Origin of the sequence: Hyalangium ruber (genome assembly GCF_034259325.1) — a bacterium.
Taxonomy (GTDB): Bacteria; Myxococcota; Myxococcia; order Myxococcales; family Myxococcaceae; genus Hyalangium_A; species Hyalangium_A rubrum.
In genome coordinates this window covers 294,346-311,858 of sequence record NZ_JAXIVS010000015.1, presented here as the reverse complement: position 1 = coordinate 311,858, position 17,513 = coordinate 294,346, and the positions used below count along the sequence as shown (strand labels likewise).

Annotated in this window: 11 protein-coding genes; 5 read left to right on the top strand and 6 right to left on the bottom strand. The window is 68.7% G+C overall.

Going from position 1 to position 17,513, the window contains the following annotated elements:
- Positions 1-61 precede the first annotated feature (61 nt).
- The 4 genes from SYV04_RS35305 to SYV04_RS35290 form a co-directional block, all read right to left on the bottom strand.
- Entirely contained in the window at positions 62-274 is a 213-nt protein-coding gene (locus SYV04_RS35305) for a hypothetical protein (protein ID WP_321550413.1), read from the bottom strand.
- A gap of 60 nt (positions 275-334) precedes the next feature.
- On the bottom strand, positions 335-5,527 hold the full coding sequence (locus SYV04_RS35300; protein ID WP_321550412.1) for a CHAT domain-containing protein: 5,193 nt from the start codon (positions 5,525-5,527) through the stop codon (positions 335-337).
- Positions 5,528-5,670: 143 nt separating this feature from the next.
- Positions 5,671-7,467: an OPT/YSL family transporter gene (locus SYV04_RS35295; protein WP_321550411.1), complete on the bottom strand. Its 1,797-nt coding sequence runs from the start codon at positions 7,465-7,467 to the stop codon at positions 5,671-5,673.
- 115 nt (positions 7,468-7,582) lie between these two features.
- Positions 7,583-8,437, bottom strand: coding sequence for an MBL fold metallo-hydrolase (locus tag SYV04_RS35290; RefSeq protein ID WP_321550410.1), 855 nt, complete (start codon positions 8,435-8,437; stop codon positions 7,583-7,585).
- Positions 8,438-8,506: 69 nt separating this feature from the next.
- Here SYV04_RS35290 and SYV04_RS35285 point away from each other — a divergent pair, with 69 nt between their 5' ends.
- The 4 genes from SYV04_RS35285 to SYV04_RS35270 all read left to right on the top strand — a co-directional run bounded on the left by SYV04_RS35285 (position 8,507) and on the right by SYV04_RS35270 (position 13,362).
- Positions 8,507-8,728, top strand: a complete 222-nt coding sequence (locus tag SYV04_RS35285; RefSeq protein WP_321550409.1) for a hypothetical protein — start codon at positions 8,507-8,509, stop codon at positions 8,726-8,728.
- A 99-nt stretch (positions 8,729-8,827) separates the two neighbouring features.
- On the top strand, positions 8,828-10,120 hold the full coding sequence (locus tag SYV04_RS35280; protein ID WP_321550408.1) for a phospholipase C/P1 nuclease family protein: 1,293 nt from the start codon (positions 8,828-8,830) through the stop codon (positions 10,118-10,120).
- Positions 10,121-10,218: 98 nt separating this feature from the next.
- Complete coding sequence (locus tag SYV04_RS35275) at positions 10,219-11,901, top strand: bifunctional metallophosphatase/5'-nucleotidase (protein WP_321550407.1); 1,683 nt, start codon at positions 10,219-10,221, stop codon at positions 11,899-11,901.
- Between the two features lie 12 nt (positions 11,902-11,913).
- Entirely contained in the window at positions 11,914-13,362 is a 1,449-nt protein-coding gene (locus tag SYV04_RS35270) for an amidase (protein ID WP_321550406.1), read from the top strand.
- 27 nt (positions 13,363-13,389) lie between these two features.
- Here SYV04_RS35270 and SYV04_RS35265 read toward each other — a convergent pair whose 3' ends face one another.
- On the bottom strand, positions 13,390-14,028 hold the full coding sequence (locus SYV04_RS35265; protein ID WP_321550405.1) for an NlpC/P60 family protein: 639 nt from the start codon (positions 14,026-14,028) through the stop codon (positions 13,390-13,392).
- Positions 14,029-14,090: 62 nt separating this feature from the next.
- Here SYV04_RS35265 and SYV04_RS35260 point away from each other — a divergent pair, with 62 nt between their 5' ends.
- Complete coding sequence (locus SYV04_RS35260; RefSeq protein ID WP_321550404.1) at positions 14,091-15,485, top strand: hypothetical protein; 1,395 nt, start codon at positions 14,091-14,093, stop codon at positions 15,483-15,485.
- 7 nt (positions 15,486-15,492) lie between these two features.
- Here the strand turns inward: SYV04_RS35260 and SYV04_RS35255 are convergent, their stop codons facing one another.
- Positions 15,493-17,427 (bottom strand): SH3 domain-containing protein, encoded by a 1,935-nt coding sequence (locus tag SYV04_RS35255; protein WP_321550403.1) that lies wholly within the window; start codon positions 17,425-17,427, stop codon positions 15,493-15,495.
- Positions 17,428-17,513: the final 86 nt, after the last annotated feature.

The following is a 17,513-nucleotide window of genomic DNA, read 5'->3' as shown; positions in this document are numbered from 1 at the left end:
TGGGATTGGAGCCCGTCAATGCAAGAGATCCGGGGCATGCACTTTGCGACGAAGCGGCGCCTCAGGGGCTCCCGCGACCGACGAGCTTCGCCAGGATCTTCTGGAACTCATCGGGGCGCAGGTTGATGTGCTCCACGACGTGCCCGTAGAGCATGGCCGTCGGGACGGAGCGCCCACCGCGCTCCTGCTCCAGGCGGCGCAGGGTGTAGAGGATGATGCGCTCGGCGCGCGTGAGCCCATCGCGTACGTCGGGGATCTGGTCGCGAGGGTCCACGAAGGTTCCTATTACCTGAGGGCGTCATACAGCCGCCGGGCCGTAGCGTACACCCAAGGGTCAGCTTCCCCACCAGCGGAAGGCCGCGAGGTGGGACGGATGGAGGAGGTCCTTGATGAGGCCATCCACCGTCACGCTTCGGAGTGAAGGCGCGCCATGACGGTCCGCGAAGGGAAGGAGCGCATCAGGCGGGAGGTAGCCAGCCATGGAGGCACGACGACGCTCATCCAGCAGCCCCAGTGCGTGCGGAAGGGAGCTGGACCGACGGGCCTGTTTGGACCATTGGGCGAGCAGGTCGCGCGTCCGTTGCACGGCGAGGCAGAGCGCGGCGGCACCCCGAGGGTTCTCGGCACGTGCATGCGCGAATTGCTCGCAGACCAGGGCCTTGACCAGATCGTGAATGGGCCATGCCAGGTCGAGCACGGCTCGCGCACCGCATGCCAGGAAGTTACCCGCGAGGCCGGGGATACGGTCCGCGGCGTCAAGCCCCGGGAGTGAAGCGTCCGCGCCTCCCGAGCTAGCTGCCCAGAGTTCCACTTCCTCGCAGCCGGGCAGAAGCACCTGAAGGGTGTCCTCCGAGGTGAAGGCGCGGGAGCCGGAGCCGTAGACCCGCAGGGAACGGACGTGGCTCCAGTCCACCTGGAGGCTGGGATCAAGGAGCACTTCCGGCGGGAAGGCGTTCCGCAATGTCCCAATGGCGGCCTCTCCGAAGGAGGTGTCGCCCTCCTCATGCTCGGGGAGGAGGAGGCAGGCGCGCTGCGTCGCCTGCTCCTGTTGAGGGAGTGGCTCTTCGAAGCCGAAAGAGGGGAGGAGCCGGAGGCTCGCCACGCGTTGATAGAGTCTGTGCTTGCCGCCCATGGGCAGGCCCAGCCAAGGAAGCGGGCGCAGGGCTCCCGGCGCGATGACGCTCCAATGCAACGCCTCCTCGGTCGCGGGACGCAGCAGTTGCTCGATGAATGGCGCCAGGTGCTTCTCGAGTTTCTCCCAGGCGCGATAGCGCGCCTCCGACTCGTTGGCTTCGAGTACCGCGGCGAGCGTCATGCCCAGCCCGAGGTCCTGGCTCCGCACGACATGGCCCCGGAGTCCGCGCTTGTCGTGCCAGAGCGCCGCGGCGAGCGGGGCCGCGCTCAGTCCCAGGAGAATGGCCAGCACCCCCTTTCCCCGTGGCACACGTCCGAGCTCGTCCTCGAGGATCTCCAGCTTGGAGTTCAGCTCGAGCAGGGGCACGCGCCGGCTGTGGCCTTCGCGTTTCTTTGGGAGCGTCGAGAGGATGCCCGACCACAGGTTCTTCGCCTTGTCTCCCAGGGCATGGACGGCGCGGGCGGATGGCTGTGCGGTGGGCCAAGGGGAAGGAGCAGCGTGGAGCGAAGAGTCCCGGAGCGTGTCGAGCAGGTATTCGCGCTGCCGAAGCGTGGTCCACAGCTCGCGATGAGTCCGAGCGAGGCGGTGGAAGAAGGTGAGCCGCAGATCACATGCGAGCTGGGTACACGCGATGAAGTGGCCAGGATCGCGAGGGTTCCCCTGGGAGCAGTGCTGCAGGAGATAGAAGGCGAGCGCCCAGCGGTAGGCGAAGCCAGGCGTGCCGGTGCTGGCTACCAGGGGAAAGCGGTCGTCAGAGGGTTCTCCCCAGAGCGCATCTTCCAGGCTGGAGAGCGTCGTCCCCCAGAACCAGTTCGGATCTTGTACCGCATCCTGGCCCTGGGCCAGGAGACGGCGGAGCGTGCTGCGGACCAACTCATGCGGAGGAAGCCATGCAAGCGCCTCCAGGGGGCCCTTCATGCGCTCTCCCAAGGCGTCGGCGAGAGCGGCAGCGGCCTCCCACAGGCGCGCCAGGAATGGCGCCTGGTGAAGGTTCTTGAAGGGCCGCTGCTCGCTTGGGAACAGGGGGCCACAGCGCTTCAAGAGGTCGAGGCCCGCTCGCGGCATGAGCCTGGGCTCCAGGAGGAGCACCTCACAGGCGGTCCACATCACCCGAAGGGCCTCGGGAGTGGGTTCCTGGAGTTCACCGAGGACGGGCGTGAGCAGTGCCCAGGCTTGGTGGATGGCGGCTTCGAGCCAGGACTTTCCGCGTTCCGGCGCAGCCAGTGCCTGGAGGATCCGCAGCCGGGCCTTCGCGGCCATGTAGCTGGCACGCAGCGCCCCCGATGCGGGAGCCTCTCCGGCCAGGCAGTGCTCCGCGCGGAGCAGGTCTGTCGGCGCGGGCTTATGCAGGCCGGCGAGGTTCAGATCCGGCAATTCACCGCTGGCCAGATCGAGCCAGAGGTGAGCGGCTTCCGTGGAGAGGCGGGCTCGCTCATGGGCCGCCAGGGAGGGGGAGGCGAGCGCCTCATGGAGCCACGTCAGGGCCAGCAGGAGGTTGTGAAGGTGGGAGCTCCGCTGGCGAGCGCAGTAGAGGCGCGCGAGGGAGAGCACCTCCTCGGGAGAGAGTTCCCGCTGCGTGCTGGCGACCAGGGCTGCCTCCAGCGCCTCCTCGAGTCGCTCCTTGGCGGAAGGAGGCTCCGAGGCTTTCTCCGCCTCGGAGAGCAGCCGTTCCACCTCGCGGCGGATCTCCTCGCTGACGGGGCGCGCGTGCTCATCCGTCCAGGGCTCCAGCGGACGCCGCTCGGGAATGCCCACGAATCGGAAGCCGGCCCACGAGAGAGGACAGCCGAAGCGTACACGGAGGTACTCGAGCTCCGCTTCGGGCATGGGTTCCCCTGGGTCGCGGGCCTCGGAGCCGAGGCTGGAGAGCATGTCCTTCATGTCCTCCTGCGTGGGGGTGGCGCCCAGGCTGCTGGTGAAGCGCTGGAAGCCGTCTTCTTCAGGGCCCTGACGAAGATGCTCTATGAAGGAGTCCAATCCCGCACCCGTCCACCAGCGCTGGGCCTGCGCGAGCGCTTCCGCGGCGTCTCTCCCCAGGAGCAATTCATGGCGGAAGCGGTTGACGATGCACGCCGTCACGAAGCCTGGAACCTTCCACAGGGTCCCAATGGCGCTGCGGACACCGACTCGGAGGAACTCGAAGTCGAAGCCGAAGGCCTCGTCCACGACCGGGGCGCGGGGATCCTGGGGCGCATTCACCCCGGATTGGCAGGCCCACAACTCGACACGCTCCGCGCCCGCCCATTGATCGATCAGGTGGCTCCGGTTGAGCCGCTGATCGCCGTGAAGCTTGAGGTGCGGCTCATGGGGAGCGGCGTGGAAGCCGTGGGCATAGAAGCAGATGACATCCGCGGTGCGCGCTTGCTCGGCGACCTCCTCCGGAACGGTCTGGGCTCCCTTCATTCGTCGCTCGTTCGGCAGCGGGAGGCGCGTGGCGAGGCCGGGGAAGGGAGTCTTGTCAGGGAGCACCGTGAGGGTGCCCTGCCGTGGAGGCTGGGCCACCTGCCGGCTCATGAGGGGAGCCAGGCTGGGAAGCCACAGGATCGAACCGAAGAGATCCAGCGGGCGCCTGCCCACGGGCCCGAGCGCAGCCAGGGGCAGGAAAGCCGAGAGATACGAGGGCAGGAGAATCACCCTGCGCCGCGCCGCCGACGGGAAAGCGCTGGAGATGTCGATAGAGGCCAACATCTCGTTCCACTGCTGGAAGTCGGCGCGCTCCGGGTCACGGAGCGCCTGGGGAATGAGACTCCATCCGTGCTGGGGAACGGCGGCCCGACAGGCCTTGCCCATCAGTCGTCCCTCCTCGAGCCACACGGCGACGGCGAGGAGATCACGGTCGAGATGGAGCCTCACGAAGACGGTGTCCGGTTCCTCCGCGAGGATTCGTTCGAGGCTGGACGCGTCCAGGAAATCACTCCCGAACAGCCCCTCGCGGTCTTTCCCGGACAGCCGCTTCCAGAGCACGGCGATGGCGCGGTGGGTGTCTTCTGTCCGGTCCTCGGAGAGCGCGCGGAGATACTCCGCCGGAAAGGGCTCGGAGGTGGCACCCCGCAGCGCGCCGATGATCCACTCGGAGCCGAGGCCCTTCTGACGGAAGCGCGCGTCTTGCGTTGCCTGCTCCTGGAACTCCGTGGCCATGGTGCGAGCCTGCTCACGCTGCTCCTCTACGGGCAGGAGGCTGAGCGTGCTGGCGCAGGTCGCGAGGAAGCTGGCCTGAGTCGCGAGCTTCAGCCGCTCCTGCCAGAGCGCGTTCGAGACAGGATCGGAGGGGCGGTAGTGATACGCGTGCAGCGCTTCGAGGTAGCGCAAGCCACTCACGTTCTCCAACTCGATGAACGCGGAGACCGCATCGCCCCGCGTCACGAGAATGCGCGCCGCCGCGCCCGCGGCATCCTGGGCCTCGCTGGCCAGATGGTCCGCGGAGAGATCGGTGACTGTCTTCTTGCGGCGCTGCATGAGCTCGGCAGCGAGATCGCGGAACAGCTTCAGGGCTTGTTCCGAGGCGGGATCGAGGCGCTCGTACAACCCCGCCAGCAGGGAGATTCGCTCGTGGCTCAGGCTCTCGGGATTGATGCGCTCGAGCGCCTTCCGCGCTTCCTCCTGCCGCGCGGGCTCGTCGGCGAGCACGGTCGCGCGCCAGAGCCAGGCTTCATCGGCTTGCTCCGGATCCTGGCGAGCGACATCCTCCAGGAGTTGGAGCGCGCGCTGTCGATCTTCGGGCTTGCCGCGAGCGGCCAGGACGCGAGCGAGGGCGAGGCTCGCGGCGTGGGCGACAGGAGGCAGGGAGCGGGACGCGCCTCCGCCCAGGAGATGTTGGAGCCTCAAGCCCTTGTCATAGGCCTCGATGGCTCCATCCCACTTGCGGCGCTGCTCGCGCAGGTTGCCCAGGTTGAACAGGTACTTGATGCAGCCTGGAATCCCAGGTGGGCCGAGCTGCTCCATCAAGGTCACGGCCTCTTCCGAGAACCCCTCCGCCTCATCCAGCATCCTCACGGTGTGCTTGCTCGGGGGCAGCTCCGATGCCTGGTAGCGGAGGCAGCTCGCCAGCATCGACAGGGTCATGGCGCACTGGATGGGGTACTTGCGCCTTCCGGTGGACTGGGCGGACCTGCGCAGGAGCAGCTCCGCCTGGCGGTAGCGCTCCTCGGGCAGGAGTTGCTCCTGGTCCATGAAGGACTGCGCGAGGTCATGCCAGGCGGCAGCCGCGGCGGCGCTCGTGTCGTCATCGGAGTGGAGGTTCGAAGCCCGGAGGAACAGCTCATGGGACGCGGGAAGTCTTCCCGCTTGTTTGTCCTCGAGCGCGCGCATCCGGAGGTCGAACGAGCGTCGACCCAGGGGCGTGGACTGAAGCTCGGCGTTGTAGGCGGCGCTTCCCTCCTTGAGGAAGCGCATGGACTCCAGCAACTCGCGCACGTGGGGAGGAGCACCGGGAAGGTCCAGCCCTCCCGGGAGGCGTCCTCCGCCTGGGGTTCGCCGTTTTCGCAAGGATGCCCCCCCTCAGGGCCGCGTGGGGCCCCGTGTGTCGCGGGTGGCGCCTAGCCTAGCAGTGCCAGCAGTCCGATGATGCCCACGATGAGGAAGTAGAGCGACTCGCCCGCGATGAGGCCACCACCAATGAGCGAGGTGGTGCTCATGTCCGACGGGAGCTCCGTTGACCCTTCCTTCGGTGCGGCGGCCCTGGCCCCCATCGTGTTCCACACCGAGGTGAGGATGCCGCCCGCGCCAAACCACAGCGACACCGGCAGATCCACGAAGCCACCGAAGGACGTGGCGTACGGGCTCGCCAGCACCACCGCGTCCATCGTCCAACCCAGCACGAAGCCCTTGCGCGAGCCCTGCACGTAGCGCTGGTAGCGGGCGTTGCCGCGCACCACCTTGCGCAGCACCTCGATGACGAAGCCGATGCTCAGGCCAATGAGGATCGCCTTCACCTTGTAGCCCGACAGGTGCCCGATGTCCTTGACGGCTCCCACGAGCTTGTACGTCATCGCCGAGCTCCACTGGCCCTGCTTCGCCTCCGGGTTGTCGAAGAGGTTCACCGTCAGCACCGGGTACGCCGTCATGAACAGCTTCGCCAGCCCCACGCACAACACCGCTCCCATCAGGATGCCGATCACCTGATAGCGGAACTGCAGCAACCGGTTCGTCCCCAGCCGCCAACCCGTCGAGCGGTCCTGCTGCATGTCGCAGCCCACCGCCGTGGCGACCAGCAGGATGCTGGAGACCATCATCCCCACCAGCGGCTCCGTCAGCCCCAGCAGCGACATCAGCAGCACGGAGATGACGAACGCGCTCGAGATGGGGTTCTGGTCGGTGATGCCCAGCGAGATGCCGTTGATCAACACGAACAACAGCGACAGCCCCAGCCCGAAGAGCACGAAGCCGATCGGCTGATCCAGCACCTGCGTGGCCACCACCACCACCGCCGCGCCCCAGAACCCCACCCACGCGATCAGCCGCGGGACGTTGACCTTCTTCCAGGCTGGCTCCGTGTCCACCTCCGCCGCCCCGGCGCGAGCGCGGATGCGTGCCACCGCCTTCACCGCCAGCAGCGAGATGTCCACCAGCGCCGCGCCGCAGATCATCGCCAGCGCGATGAGGAAGCCCGTCTTCCGGAAGGGATCATTCGGCCCCAGCCAGCCGATCTCCCGCAGGTAGGGCGCCAACCCCAGGCCCGCCAGGCCTCCGAGGATGGCGGGGACGGTGACGCGGCTGCCCACCACCATGCCCGCGCCGAAGGTCGAGGCGCTCGTGGCGAGTCGAGCCACCGCCTCCACGTGCTCGGTGAGCCACGCCACCGCCGCGCCCAGCCCCGTGCCGCCACCCAGCTTGGCGATCGAGACCTTCAAGAGGCGCTTGTCCGTCAGTGCCCGCAGGATGTTGGCCACCGCGTAGCCCGAGGGGTATTCGAGCTGCAGCTTGTCCACCAGCAGCGGCGTGTAGAGCATGCCCACGCCCACGCCGAACATGCCGATGCACGCCATGAAGAGCATCAGCTTCCAGGTCTCCGGCATCGGCATGCCCAGCCACACCATGGCCTGGATCAGCGCGCTCATGGCGCACAGCGAGGCCACCGAGGCGGCCATCGTCTGCATGTAGTTGGCGCCGTGCTTGCCCTCGGGCCCGTACCCGTACGTGACGGCGCTGCCGAGGATGCCCGCCAGCACCTGGCCTCCCACGAAGAAGCCCAGGCTGAAGTTCATGTACGCCGATGCCACGCCTCCCAGCGGCCCGAGGATGAAAATGGCCACCGCGCTCAGCAGCAGGTGGAACTTCCACGAGCCCACCGGCGGCAGGAAGCGGAAGCGCGGCCCCTCGGGGTCCTGGGGCATTCCCACCAGATGCGGGGAGGGGGGAGGGGAGGAGAGCGGTTGGGCAGGTTGAGCCATGGGGCCAGAGGGTACCGACCCTCCAGGTGGGCTTCAATGCACCCCGGGTGCATTGGCTTCAGCCGAACCAGCGGCTGGTGTCCGGAGCGAAGACGCGGACCCGCTCCAGCAGCGCGGGCGGCACACGCTGGCGGATGATGTCGTGTACCGCCGTGGGCGGGTAGGCCTGGCTGAAGTGCATCAACACCAGGGCCTCGTTCTGGAACCGGTCCGCCCGAGCGATGATCTCGTCCAGGTGGACGTGTAGGCGCTCCTGGGTCTCCTCCACCGTCCGGGACTGATCGAGGTAGGTACACTCGAGGATCAGTACCCGGCTGTCGAGGATCTCCGGCGCCGTCTCCAGCACCTTCGACAGGGTGTCGGTGGCATAGGCCAGCTCGCGCCGCTCGATCTCCTCGAAGATGCCCGGCGCTCCCTCGCGGCGCAGGCGGGCGAGCTCCTCTCCGGGCAGGCCCTGGTGCTCGGGCTTGAGCTTCGTGATGCGGCGCAGGAACTGGTAGCCCAGCGAGGGGCCCGCGTGGTGCGTCCGGAAGGCGCGCACCCAGAGGTCCTTGTAGACTTTGAGGGTCTCGCCCGGGAGCATGGGGATGGTCTGGAAGGAGATCGCCGAGCGGTGAAGCCGGCAGAGCGCCGCTTGCGCCTCCTGGACCGCCGACTCGATCTCCGCGGGCAGGAACACGCGAGCGGGCGTGTGCTTGCCTACCAGCCCGCGAATTCCCAGCAGCGCCCCCAGGGCGCTGGCGTGGTCCGAGTGGCCGTGGCTCAGGAAGACGTGGTCCGTCGTGGCGAAGCTCCGCAGCGGCACCCCCACGTCGAGCACCACGCCCAGCTCCGGCACCTGCAGCGACGTGTACACCCCGCCCACCGAGATGCCTCGGACGGTGTAGGGCCCTGCCTGCACTTCGGTCAGCATGCACCCAAAGCTAACCCGGCTTGTGCAGGGTAGGGGGGATGCCAACGTTCCTCGCAGATGAGGACGACCATGCGAACGATGCCAGCCTTCCTGTTCTGCCTTCTCACGCCACTGCTGGCCCTGGCCCAGGCCGGTCAGGGACCCAATCTCCCCGAGCAGGCGGTCACCCGCAGCCCGCTGTTCTGGTACTGGGTGGTGGCCATCGCCATCGCCGTGGGGGCCTTCATCTGGACCTCGATCACCATCTCCCGGCGCAAGGGAGGGCCGCCTTCTCGGCCCCGCATCTCGTGACGCCCAGGCCCCTGGACGCCCGTCCGGTGGGCCGCCGAGCTTGATTCGTGGCGAGTGAAGCCTGCTTCCTGAAGCGTTGGCGTCATCATGCGTTGGGTGATGCTCGCTCGCTTTGCCGCCGTGCTGCTCCTGAGCCTGGGAGTTCCGCTGCGCGCGGGCGCCTTCTCGGTGGGCGACCATCAGCGCCTCACCGAGGCGGCGATCGACTCGGCGTCAGGCTCCGCGGCGCACCCCCTGCTCGCGCGGTACCGGAGTGCGGTGGTGCATGGCGCCACGGCCGAGGATCTCAACCTCCACGTGAAGTGGACCGGCTGGCACCACTTCTATTCCCCCGAGGGCTCGCTCGACACCGCCGTGCGTCGGGCCTCGGACTCGCGCGTTCGGGAGTTGTGGGGGGAGGCGCTCGAGGCCGCCCGCCATGGAGACATGGCCCGCGCCTTCGATCGCGCCGGTCACCTCGCCCACCACGTGCAGGACATGGCCTCTCCCCCCCACGTGGTGCCGGTGAATCATGGCCTGGGCGATCGCTTCGAGCGGTATGGCGTCAGCGCTTCCCTCGCCCGTGTCTCGCGTCGCGAGGTGGCGCCGCTCTCCGGAGATGAGGCGCAGCGGGCGCTCGCGCGGGAGACCCTGGCCGCCGTGCGCGGCGAGTTCCTGACCGTGTCGGGAGGCGCCATCCCCTGGAGCGCCTTCTGGTCCGAGCCCGAGACGCCTGGGCCCGGCGTGTTCGGTGGCTATGGCGCCAAGGTGGGCAATGCGTTCGGCCGGGCCCGGGTGTCCTGGAACGGGCGCATGTGTGACGTGGACCCGGCCGGCTACGCTGCGTTCATGGACGCGCGCATCTCGGGCGCCGTCGCCTATACCCGCGCCTTCCTCGAGTGGGCGAGCGCGAGGTTCGAGGAGGCGGCCTCGGCGGACACCTCCGTGGCGCTGCGTGGGTTCCGGCCCGCGCCAGCGCTGTCCCTCCAGTTCCTGGGGGGCCTCTCCCAGGACTCGCGGGGCATGGCTCCCGTGCTTGGCCTTCGCGCGGAGCTTCCGTTGCCGCACGCGCTGATGCTGTCCGTGGACTGGAAGCGCGGGGTGGGGGGCTCCGAGGCATCGCTTCGCCCAGGAGGTTGGGCTCTGGCGGTGCTCTCGCCTCCGCTGTGGACCGCGCGTCCCGGCTATCCGCTGGGCCTGGACCTTCGCGCCGCCGTGGGCGTGGGTCTCGTCTCGTGGGAGGGACAGCGCCGTGTTGGCGTGCCGCTCGGGCTGCGCCTGCACGCGGCTCCGGGGAGCGCGCTCACGCTGAGCACCGAGCTGCTCTACCAGGGCATGAAGCCTCCCGACGCGGCCTGGAGACACGGCGTCGCTTTCACCCTGGGTGTCGGTCTCGCCTGGGGCGATCGCTAGCGCTCCCGAGTGGTTCCGCGCGCAGCGGTTTTCAGGTATTTCCCTGCGCGCCCATGATTCCTTCTCCTTTCGTCATTCTGCGTGCGTTGAAGCGCCCCATGGCTTTCAAGTTCCTTGGGGCGGGCGTCGTCGGCTCCCTGTTCTTGTCCCACGTGAGCTGTGGGGATGAAGCGAAGCCGCGTGAGCCCGTCCGCGTCCAGGTGCTGGCCATCAATGACTTTCACGGCAACCTGGAGGCTCCCTCCGGCAGCAACGGGCGCATCACGGTCCCGAGCACGACCACCGACGGTGGCGTCGGAACCGTCGACGTCAACGCGGGCGGCGCGACCTACCTCGCCCACCACATCTCCAAGCTGCGGGAGGAGAACCCGAACACGGTGGTCGTCTCCGCGGGAGATCTGATCGGCGCCTCGCCGTTGGTCTCGGGCATCTTCCACGACGAGCCCACCATCGAGTTGATGAACCTGATCGGTCTGGACATCAACGGCGTGGGCAACCACGAGTTCGATGATGGCCAGGCCGAGCTGCTGCGCATGCAGAACGGCGGTTGCCACGCCGACGGGTGCCAGGGCGCCACGACCTTCACCGGCGCGAAGTTCAAGTTCCTGTCGGCCAACGTCTTCAAGAACGTGGCCACGAAGGAGACGCTCCTTCCTCCCTACGAGATCAAGGAGTTCGAGGGTGTGAAGGTCGCCTTCATCGGGATGACGCTCGAGGGCACCTCGAAGATCGTCAACCCGGCCGGTATCGGTGGCCTCACCTTCCAGGACGAGGCGGACACCGTCAACGCCCTGGTCCCCGACCTCAAGGCTCAGGGCGTGGAGGCCATCGTGGTCGTCCTGCACGAGGGCGGCATGCCGACGGGCGCGTATGACGCGTGCCCGGGCATCTCCGGCCCCATCGTGGAGCTCACCGAGCGGTTCGATGACGCGGTGGACGTGGTCGTCTCCGGTCACACCCACCAGGCGTACAACTGCGTCATCGACGGCAAGCGCGTCACCAGCGCCGCCAGCCATGGGCGCCTCGTGACCGACATCGATCTGGTGCTGGATCCCACCACCCGGGACGTGGTGGAGGCCACCGCGCGCAACGTCATCGTTACCCGCGACACCGCGACTCCCCAGGTGGACACGTTCGTGAGTGACTACGTCAGCAGGGCCGCGCCCCTGGCCAACCGCGTCATCGGCAACACCCCGGTCGAGCTGAAGCTCCCCCCTCGCCCGCTCCCGCCGGGCCAGGGCGGTGACTACTCGATGGGCAGAGTCGTCGCGGACGCCATGCTCGCGGCCACGAGCGGCCCGCAGGTGGGCAACGCGGTCATCGCCCTCCAGAACCCGGGCGGCGTGCGCGCCGACATCAACGTCGGCGACATCACCTACAGCGAGGTCTTCACCGTGCAGCCCTTCGCCAACAACATGGTGACGATGACGCTCACGGGCGCGCAGATCGAGCGGGTGCTGGAGCAGCAGTTCCGAGGAACGACCCGGCTCGTGATGCAGGTGTCCGAGGGCTTCACCTACGCCTGGAGCGAGTCGGCGCCGGTGGGGCAGAAGATCGACCCGGCGTCCATCACCCTCCATGGCACGCCCATCCGCCCGGACGCGGAGTACCGCGTCACGGTGAACAACTTCATGGCCTCCGGTGGCGACGACTACCTGGTCTTCACCGAGGGCAAGGATCTGCTCACCGGTGACGTGGATACCAACGTGCTCGAGGCCTATCTGCGCTCCCACAACCCGCTGACTCCGCCGGCGCAGGGCCGTATTACCGTGCTGCCATAGAGGAGCTTTGCCATGCACTTGAGCGAGTACGCGAAGTTCGATGGTCTCGGCCTGGCGGAGCTCGTCCGCCGAAGGGAAGTAAAGCCCCAGGAGCTGGTCGAGATCGCCCTGGCCGCCATCCAGGCGGTGAACCCCTCCCTCAACGCCGTCATCGATGTGCTGGAGAAGGAGGCGCGTACCACGCTGGAGCGTGGCCTGCCCGAGGGCCCCTTCACCGGGCTGCCCTTCCTGTTCAAGGATCTGGTGATGCACGCGGCCGGAATCCCCTCGGACTCCGGCAGCCGGCTGTTCCAGGGGCTGGTGCTGCCGCATGACACCGCGCTCATGGGGCGCTACCGCAAGGCGGGCCTCGTCCCGCTGGGGCGGACCAACACGCCAGAGCTGGGCTTCAACGCCACCACCGAGCCCGTGCTGCACGGTGCCACGCAGAACCCGTGGAACCCGGAGTACAGCCCGGGCGGCTCGAGCGGCGGTTCGGCGGCGGCCGTGAGCTCCGGCATGGTGCCCCTGGCCTATGCGAATGACGGGGGCGGCTCCATTCGCATCCCCGCCTCCCTGTGCGGCCTCTTTGGCTTGAAGCCGACTCGGGGCCGGACTCCCTCCGGGCCCGATGTCGGGGAGCCGCTCAACGGCATGGGCGTGGAGCACATCCTGTCTCGGACGGTGCGCGACAGCGCCGCCATGCTGGATGCCACGATGGGGCCTGATGTGGGCGCCCCGTTCCACATCGCTCCTCCGGAGCGGCCCTATCTGGAAGAGGTGAAGCGGGAGCCCGGGCGCCTGCGCATCGCCTTCACCCGCGCCTCACCCGCGTCCCGAGTCGCGGTCAGCCCCGAGTGCGTGGCCGCGGTGGAGGATGTGGCGCGGCTGTGCCAGGACCTGGGCCACGAAGTGGTCGAGGCGCGGCCGGATTACGTCCACGAGGTCATGGAGGAAGCGTTGCTGGCCATCTGGAGCTCCGGGCTGGCGGGCTGGGCATTTGGACTCGCCGGCATGACGGGCCGGAAGCCAGGGCCCGATACACTCGAGGCCGCCAACTGGGCCACCTTGCAGCATGGCCTGGGCCTCAAGTCCCTGGAGATGCAGCGGGCCTTCGCGATCGTGAACCGCGTCACGCGCGCGGTGGCCAGCTTCTTCGTGGAGCATGACGTCCTGCTCACCCCTACGATGCCCTTCGCGCCGTACCGGCTGGGTGTGCTGAAGGCGAACGAGCCGACGACCGCTCAGGAGTGGGCCTCTCGCACCTTCTCGTACTGCGCGTTCACGGGCCTGTTCAACGTGACGGGCCAGCCCGCCATGAACGTGCCGCTCCACTGGAGCGCCGAGGGAATGCCGGTGGGGACCCAGTTCGCCGGGCGCTGGGGCGACGAGGCCACGCTGTTCCGCCTGGCCGGGCAGCTCGAGCGGGCCCGCCCCTGGGCCCAGCGCCTGCCGCGGATTCACGTTTCGACCGCACGGTGAACCGGGCGCCGCGCGGGGTGCTCGGCTTCACCTCGCCGTTCGGTGGGCCGGGGTGAGCTTCATGGGAGCGTGCTTGCGGCAGCGCTTCGGGCGGGGGCCCTCGGCCATCCGGGTCACCCACAGCCCGACATAGCTGTCCGCGTGCTCGGCCAGGTACTGCTTCAGGTCCACCTCCACCACCTGGCCCGCGAAGTGGTCCCCGACGATCCACTTGCCCCCGCCGCTGTAGAGCCCGGTGTGCCAGACCCACACCGGCTGGCCCTTCAGCATGCCGATGGAGGGCTCCGCCGGATTCCGGCCATGGCCGACCAGCAGCAGCACGTCCCCCGGCTGGAGCTTCGAGAGCTCCAACTCCGAGGAGGCCACGGGCGACAGGCCTTCCACGCTCACTCCCAGCTCTCCGTCCGGGACGGACTGCGTGGGCATTACGGAGAAAGACTTCCAGCCGCACTGTCCGACACGCTCCGCCGCGTAGAAGAGCACGCCCTGGCAGTCGATGCCGTCCTCCGCTTCCCGGAGCCGGCCGCCGAAGTCATAGGGTACACCGAGCACCTCCCGGGCCGCCGTGACGAAGCGCTCGGAGGAGGTGGGCCGCTGCTGGGCCAGGACGCCGCCGCCCCCACCGAGCATCAGCAGGAGTATTCCCCGGTATACAAGCTTTGGCACGGCGCCCTCCAGATTGCGGCCGCAAAGGACCGTTGATCAGCCTTGGAGACTATAGTGGGGGTATGTACAGCCGTGCCGAAGGCGAAGAGCTCGCCCCCATCCACCGCATCATCCACACCTTCGCTGGAGCTCTGCGCGACTTGGGGCACCCGGCTCCGCCCGCCGAGGTCGAGCGCTGGAGCGTCATCGTGGACGAGGCCATGGCCGGCCGCGCGCGCCTCTTCCACACCCACGACCATGTCTTCGATCTCACCCAGACGACCGATGCCATCGAGGCCCTGGCCGGCCTGTTTCACGACATCGTCTACGTGCAGGTGGATCAGGGCATGTCCTCCCGCATCAACAACGTGGTGGGCGCGTACGCCGAGCCCGGGCCGAACGTGTACGTGCTCAAGCCGCTGGCCGAGGACGATGTGCCCGCCCAGCTCGTTCATGAGCTCTTCGGTGTCCAGCCCGGAGCGCGCCTGTCTCCCTTCAGCGGGCTCAATGAGCTGCTGAGCGCGCTGGTGGCCGCCCGGGAGCTGGCCCCCCGGCTGCCGCTGTTCGCGATCGCCGAGATCGTCGCCTGCATCGAGGGCACCATTGCCTTCCGGGGCCTGGATGCGCAGGGCCGCTCGCCCTTCCAGAACATGGCGGACCGGATGCGGAGCGCCAACGCCCGCTTCTCGCTCGGGCTGGACGAGCAGGAGATCCACGCGGCCGTTCGCCGGGCGCTCCACGTCTCTTTCCGGGACGTGCAGAACTTCGCTGATCCGGATCCCGCGCGCTTCCTCGACAACACCTGGAAGCTGCTGCCGGAGACGAACCCCGCGCTCCGGACGCCGGATGTCTATTCGATCCGGGAGTACCGCATCGCCCTCCACAAGATGGAGGGCTTCCTCAGCTCGCTCACCCCCGCCCGGGTCTTCCCCCAGTACCAGGGTGAGCCGCCTCCCGAGGAGCACCAGCAGCTCCTGGAGGCCACCGCGCGCAACCTGGACTTCTCCGTGCGCTACCTGCGCACCAAGCTCTACCCGGTGGCGATCCTGGAGGCGCTGGCCATCGCCACGGGAGGCGATGCGCCGCTCGAGCTCTTCACGGGCGGGCTGCCCAAGCCCTCCGGGACCAGCAAGCGGCTCGAGCACTATCTGCCTCCCGCCGAGGACATCGCGCAGGACCAGGACCCGACCTTGCGCGCCGTGCTCGCCTTCGGGCGGGCGAGCGAGACGTCCTTCGACCTGCGCGCCTCTCCGGCCGCCTCGTTCCTCTACCGGCGGTTCGGTGAGGCCGCCATCCCCCGGTGGATGGACCACTCCCAGCGCTTCTTCCAGGGGACGATGTCCGCGCAGGACTTCCTGCGGAGCCAGTCTCCCGCCGCCACCGTCCCCATCACCCGAGCCACCGCTCGGCTGGCGGTGACCCGCACCGAGGCCCTGGAGTCCCTCGCCGCCAGCTTCGAGGCGGGAGCGGCCGCCTAGCCTCGGCTCACTCGCGACGGCCGGGGCACCTGCCGCAGTGCTCCGAGACGTGGACCGCGTACACCACGCCCGCCGACTCGTTCCGGGAGCGCACCTCCGCAGGGTTGGCCTTGAGGGCACGCGCGAAGTCCTGCACCGCCTTCCGGGCCGCCTTCGGCTCTGGAGCGAACACCGCGCCGTGGGCCACGTCTTCCCACTGCAGGGTGCTCATCCAGTACTCCCACTTGCCCTGGGCCGCGGAGTCCAACAGCGCCACCTCGGACACGCGGGCTTCCTTGAAGGAGGGAGAGATCGCCAGCTTGGGCTGGTAGCGATCCACCTCCAGCGGCAGCTCGAAGAGGAAGAGGCGGCCGGGCGGGGCGCCGGCGGCCGTGCGCACCGTCACCTTCATCCGTGACGGCCGGGGGTAGGCATCCTCCAGGTTCGTGGTGGCCTTGAGGTGACGGGTGATGACGTCCTCGTGGGTGCTGAGGGCGTTGTCGACGCCCACCTTGTCCTTCAGAACGCGCTGACGCTCCTCATCGTCGTACTCGGCCAGGTCCGACAGGCACACGTCACAGGGGGAGGAGAACCCCGTGACCAGCGCGCAGACACTGCCAGCGGGCTTGGGGTAGTCGTTGTCCGGCTCGAAGTCCACCCGCTCGACCTGCGCCTCCAGGGGAGGCCCCGAGCACCCGTAGATGCTGGTGACCGTCTCGATCCGCCAACCCTTGTCCGGGGCGTCCTGGGCCCGCTCTGGCTCCTTCATGCGGACGGCCGCGGCGACCGCCAGGCGGTAGCGCTCGGACTGGAAGGCCTCGTCGATCAGCGCCGGGGCGATCTGGGACACATCCTTCGCTTCGGCGATCACCAGCGCCCGCTTGAGCAGCTCCAGCCGTTGCTCCTCGTGCTCCTCTCGGGACAGGGCGTTCACCTTGGCGAGGTGCTCGGCTGGGCTCAGGCGCTTGGCCTGGATCGAGGTGAGCTGCAGGTAGCCTCGGGCGCGGGCGCCTCGCTGGGCCGAGGAGAGCTCCGCCGTGTCTCCCGCCTGGACCTGGGCGAGGTCCCCCAGATCGACCGACATCCACGGCGTCTGCTTCGCGATGAGCGCCACCTGTGCCCACTCTCCCTGGAGCACCTGCACCTCCACGGCCGCCTCCACCGGGAGCACGGTGATGATGGGATCGCGCAGGTCCGGACCCTCCCGGAGCGAGGCCCGGTAGGGGACGACGTAGCCCACGGCACCCTTGGCCGGCGGGGTGTCGCCATACGCCTTCTCTCCAAAGCTGGTCAGCTCGTCCAGCAGCGCGGACGGCTCCGTCTCCGCTTGCTCCAGCGCCTGGACGAGCGCGCCGCTCCTGCCGGTGCCCTCGGCCATCGTCGCGGCGGCCCGGGCCAGCGCCTTCGTGCGCGCCATGTCCCCCTGCCGGAGGTACTCCTTCGCGGTCTCCAGGAGGTTGCGCGTCGTGGGCTTCTCCGCGCCGAGCCCGAACCCGTCCACGTAGCCCAGCAGCAGCCCGCCGCGAATGACGCCCCGGTAGTCCTGTTCACCCGGTGGCTCCGCGGCCAGCAACTGCACCTCGTCCCCCAGCTTCAGCACCGTCTCGAGGAGGCGACCCGAGGACTCCCGCGTCGCGCGGACTGGCAGCTCCTCCACCCGAACGAACCGCGTCTCTCCTCGGAGCGGGTAGGGGGCCAGCCCCTCCAGCTTCGTCCAGCGAGGGCCCGCCTTCGTCTCGATGCGGTGCCACTCCGAGTCCTCCCAGAAGTGAGGCGCATGCAGGGTGACCCGCGCCCCCAGCGGCAGCTTCTCCGCCACCGCCGCGTCGACGTGGGCGGTCTCTCGCAGCTCCACGCCCTCCTGGATGACGGTCATCTCCTCGGGCTTGCCGCACGCGGCGGCCAGCAGCACCACCAGGAGCCAGACGGGAGCGCGGGCGAGGACGAAGCTCGGGGTTCTCATCCTCCGAAGGAAACCCCATCGACGCTTCACCGACAACGGGTCCGAGTGACGCGCCTTGTCCATTGTCAGTGGAGGTCCCAAGGTCT

Excerpts from the sequence above, each read along its gene's own strand:
- SYV04_RS35260 (WP_321550404.1), top strand. The coding sequence starts at position 14,091 with ATGTACAGCCGTGCCGAAGGCGAAGAGCTCGCCCCCATCCACCGCATC.
- SYV04_RS35285 (WP_321550409.1), top strand. The coding sequence starts at position 8,507 with ATGCGAACGATGCCAGCCTTCCTGTTCTGCCTTCTCACGCCACTGCTG.
- SYV04_RS35275 (WP_321550407.1), top strand. The coding sequence starts at position 10,219 with ATGGCTTTCAAGTTCCTTGGGGCGGGCGTCGTCGGCTCCCTGTTCTTG.
- SYV04_RS35300 (WP_321550412.1), bottom strand. The coding sequence starts at position 5,527 with ATGCGCTTCCTCAAGGAGGGAAGCGCCGCCTACAACGCCGAGCTTCAG.
- SYV04_RS35290 (WP_321550410.1), bottom strand. The coding sequence starts at position 8,437 with ATGCTGACCGAAGTGCAGGCAGGGCCCTACACCGTCCGAGGCATCTCG.
- SYV04_RS35255 (WP_321550403.1), bottom strand. The coding sequence starts at position 17,427 with ATGAGAACCCCGAGCTTCGTCCTCGCCCGCGCTCCCGTCTGGCTCCTG.
- SYV04_RS35295 (WP_321550411.1), bottom strand. The coding sequence starts at position 7,467 with ATGCCCCAGGACCCCGAGGGGCCGCGCTTCCGCTTCCTGCCGCCGGTG.
- SYV04_RS35280 (WP_321550408.1), top strand. The coding sequence starts at position 8,828 with ATGCTCGCTCGCTTTGCCGCCGTGCTGCTCCTGAGCCTGGGAGTTCCG.
- SYV04_RS35270 (WP_321550406.1), top strand. The coding sequence starts at position 11,914 with ATGCACTTGAGCGAGTACGCGAAGTTCGATGGTCTCGGCCTGGCGGAG.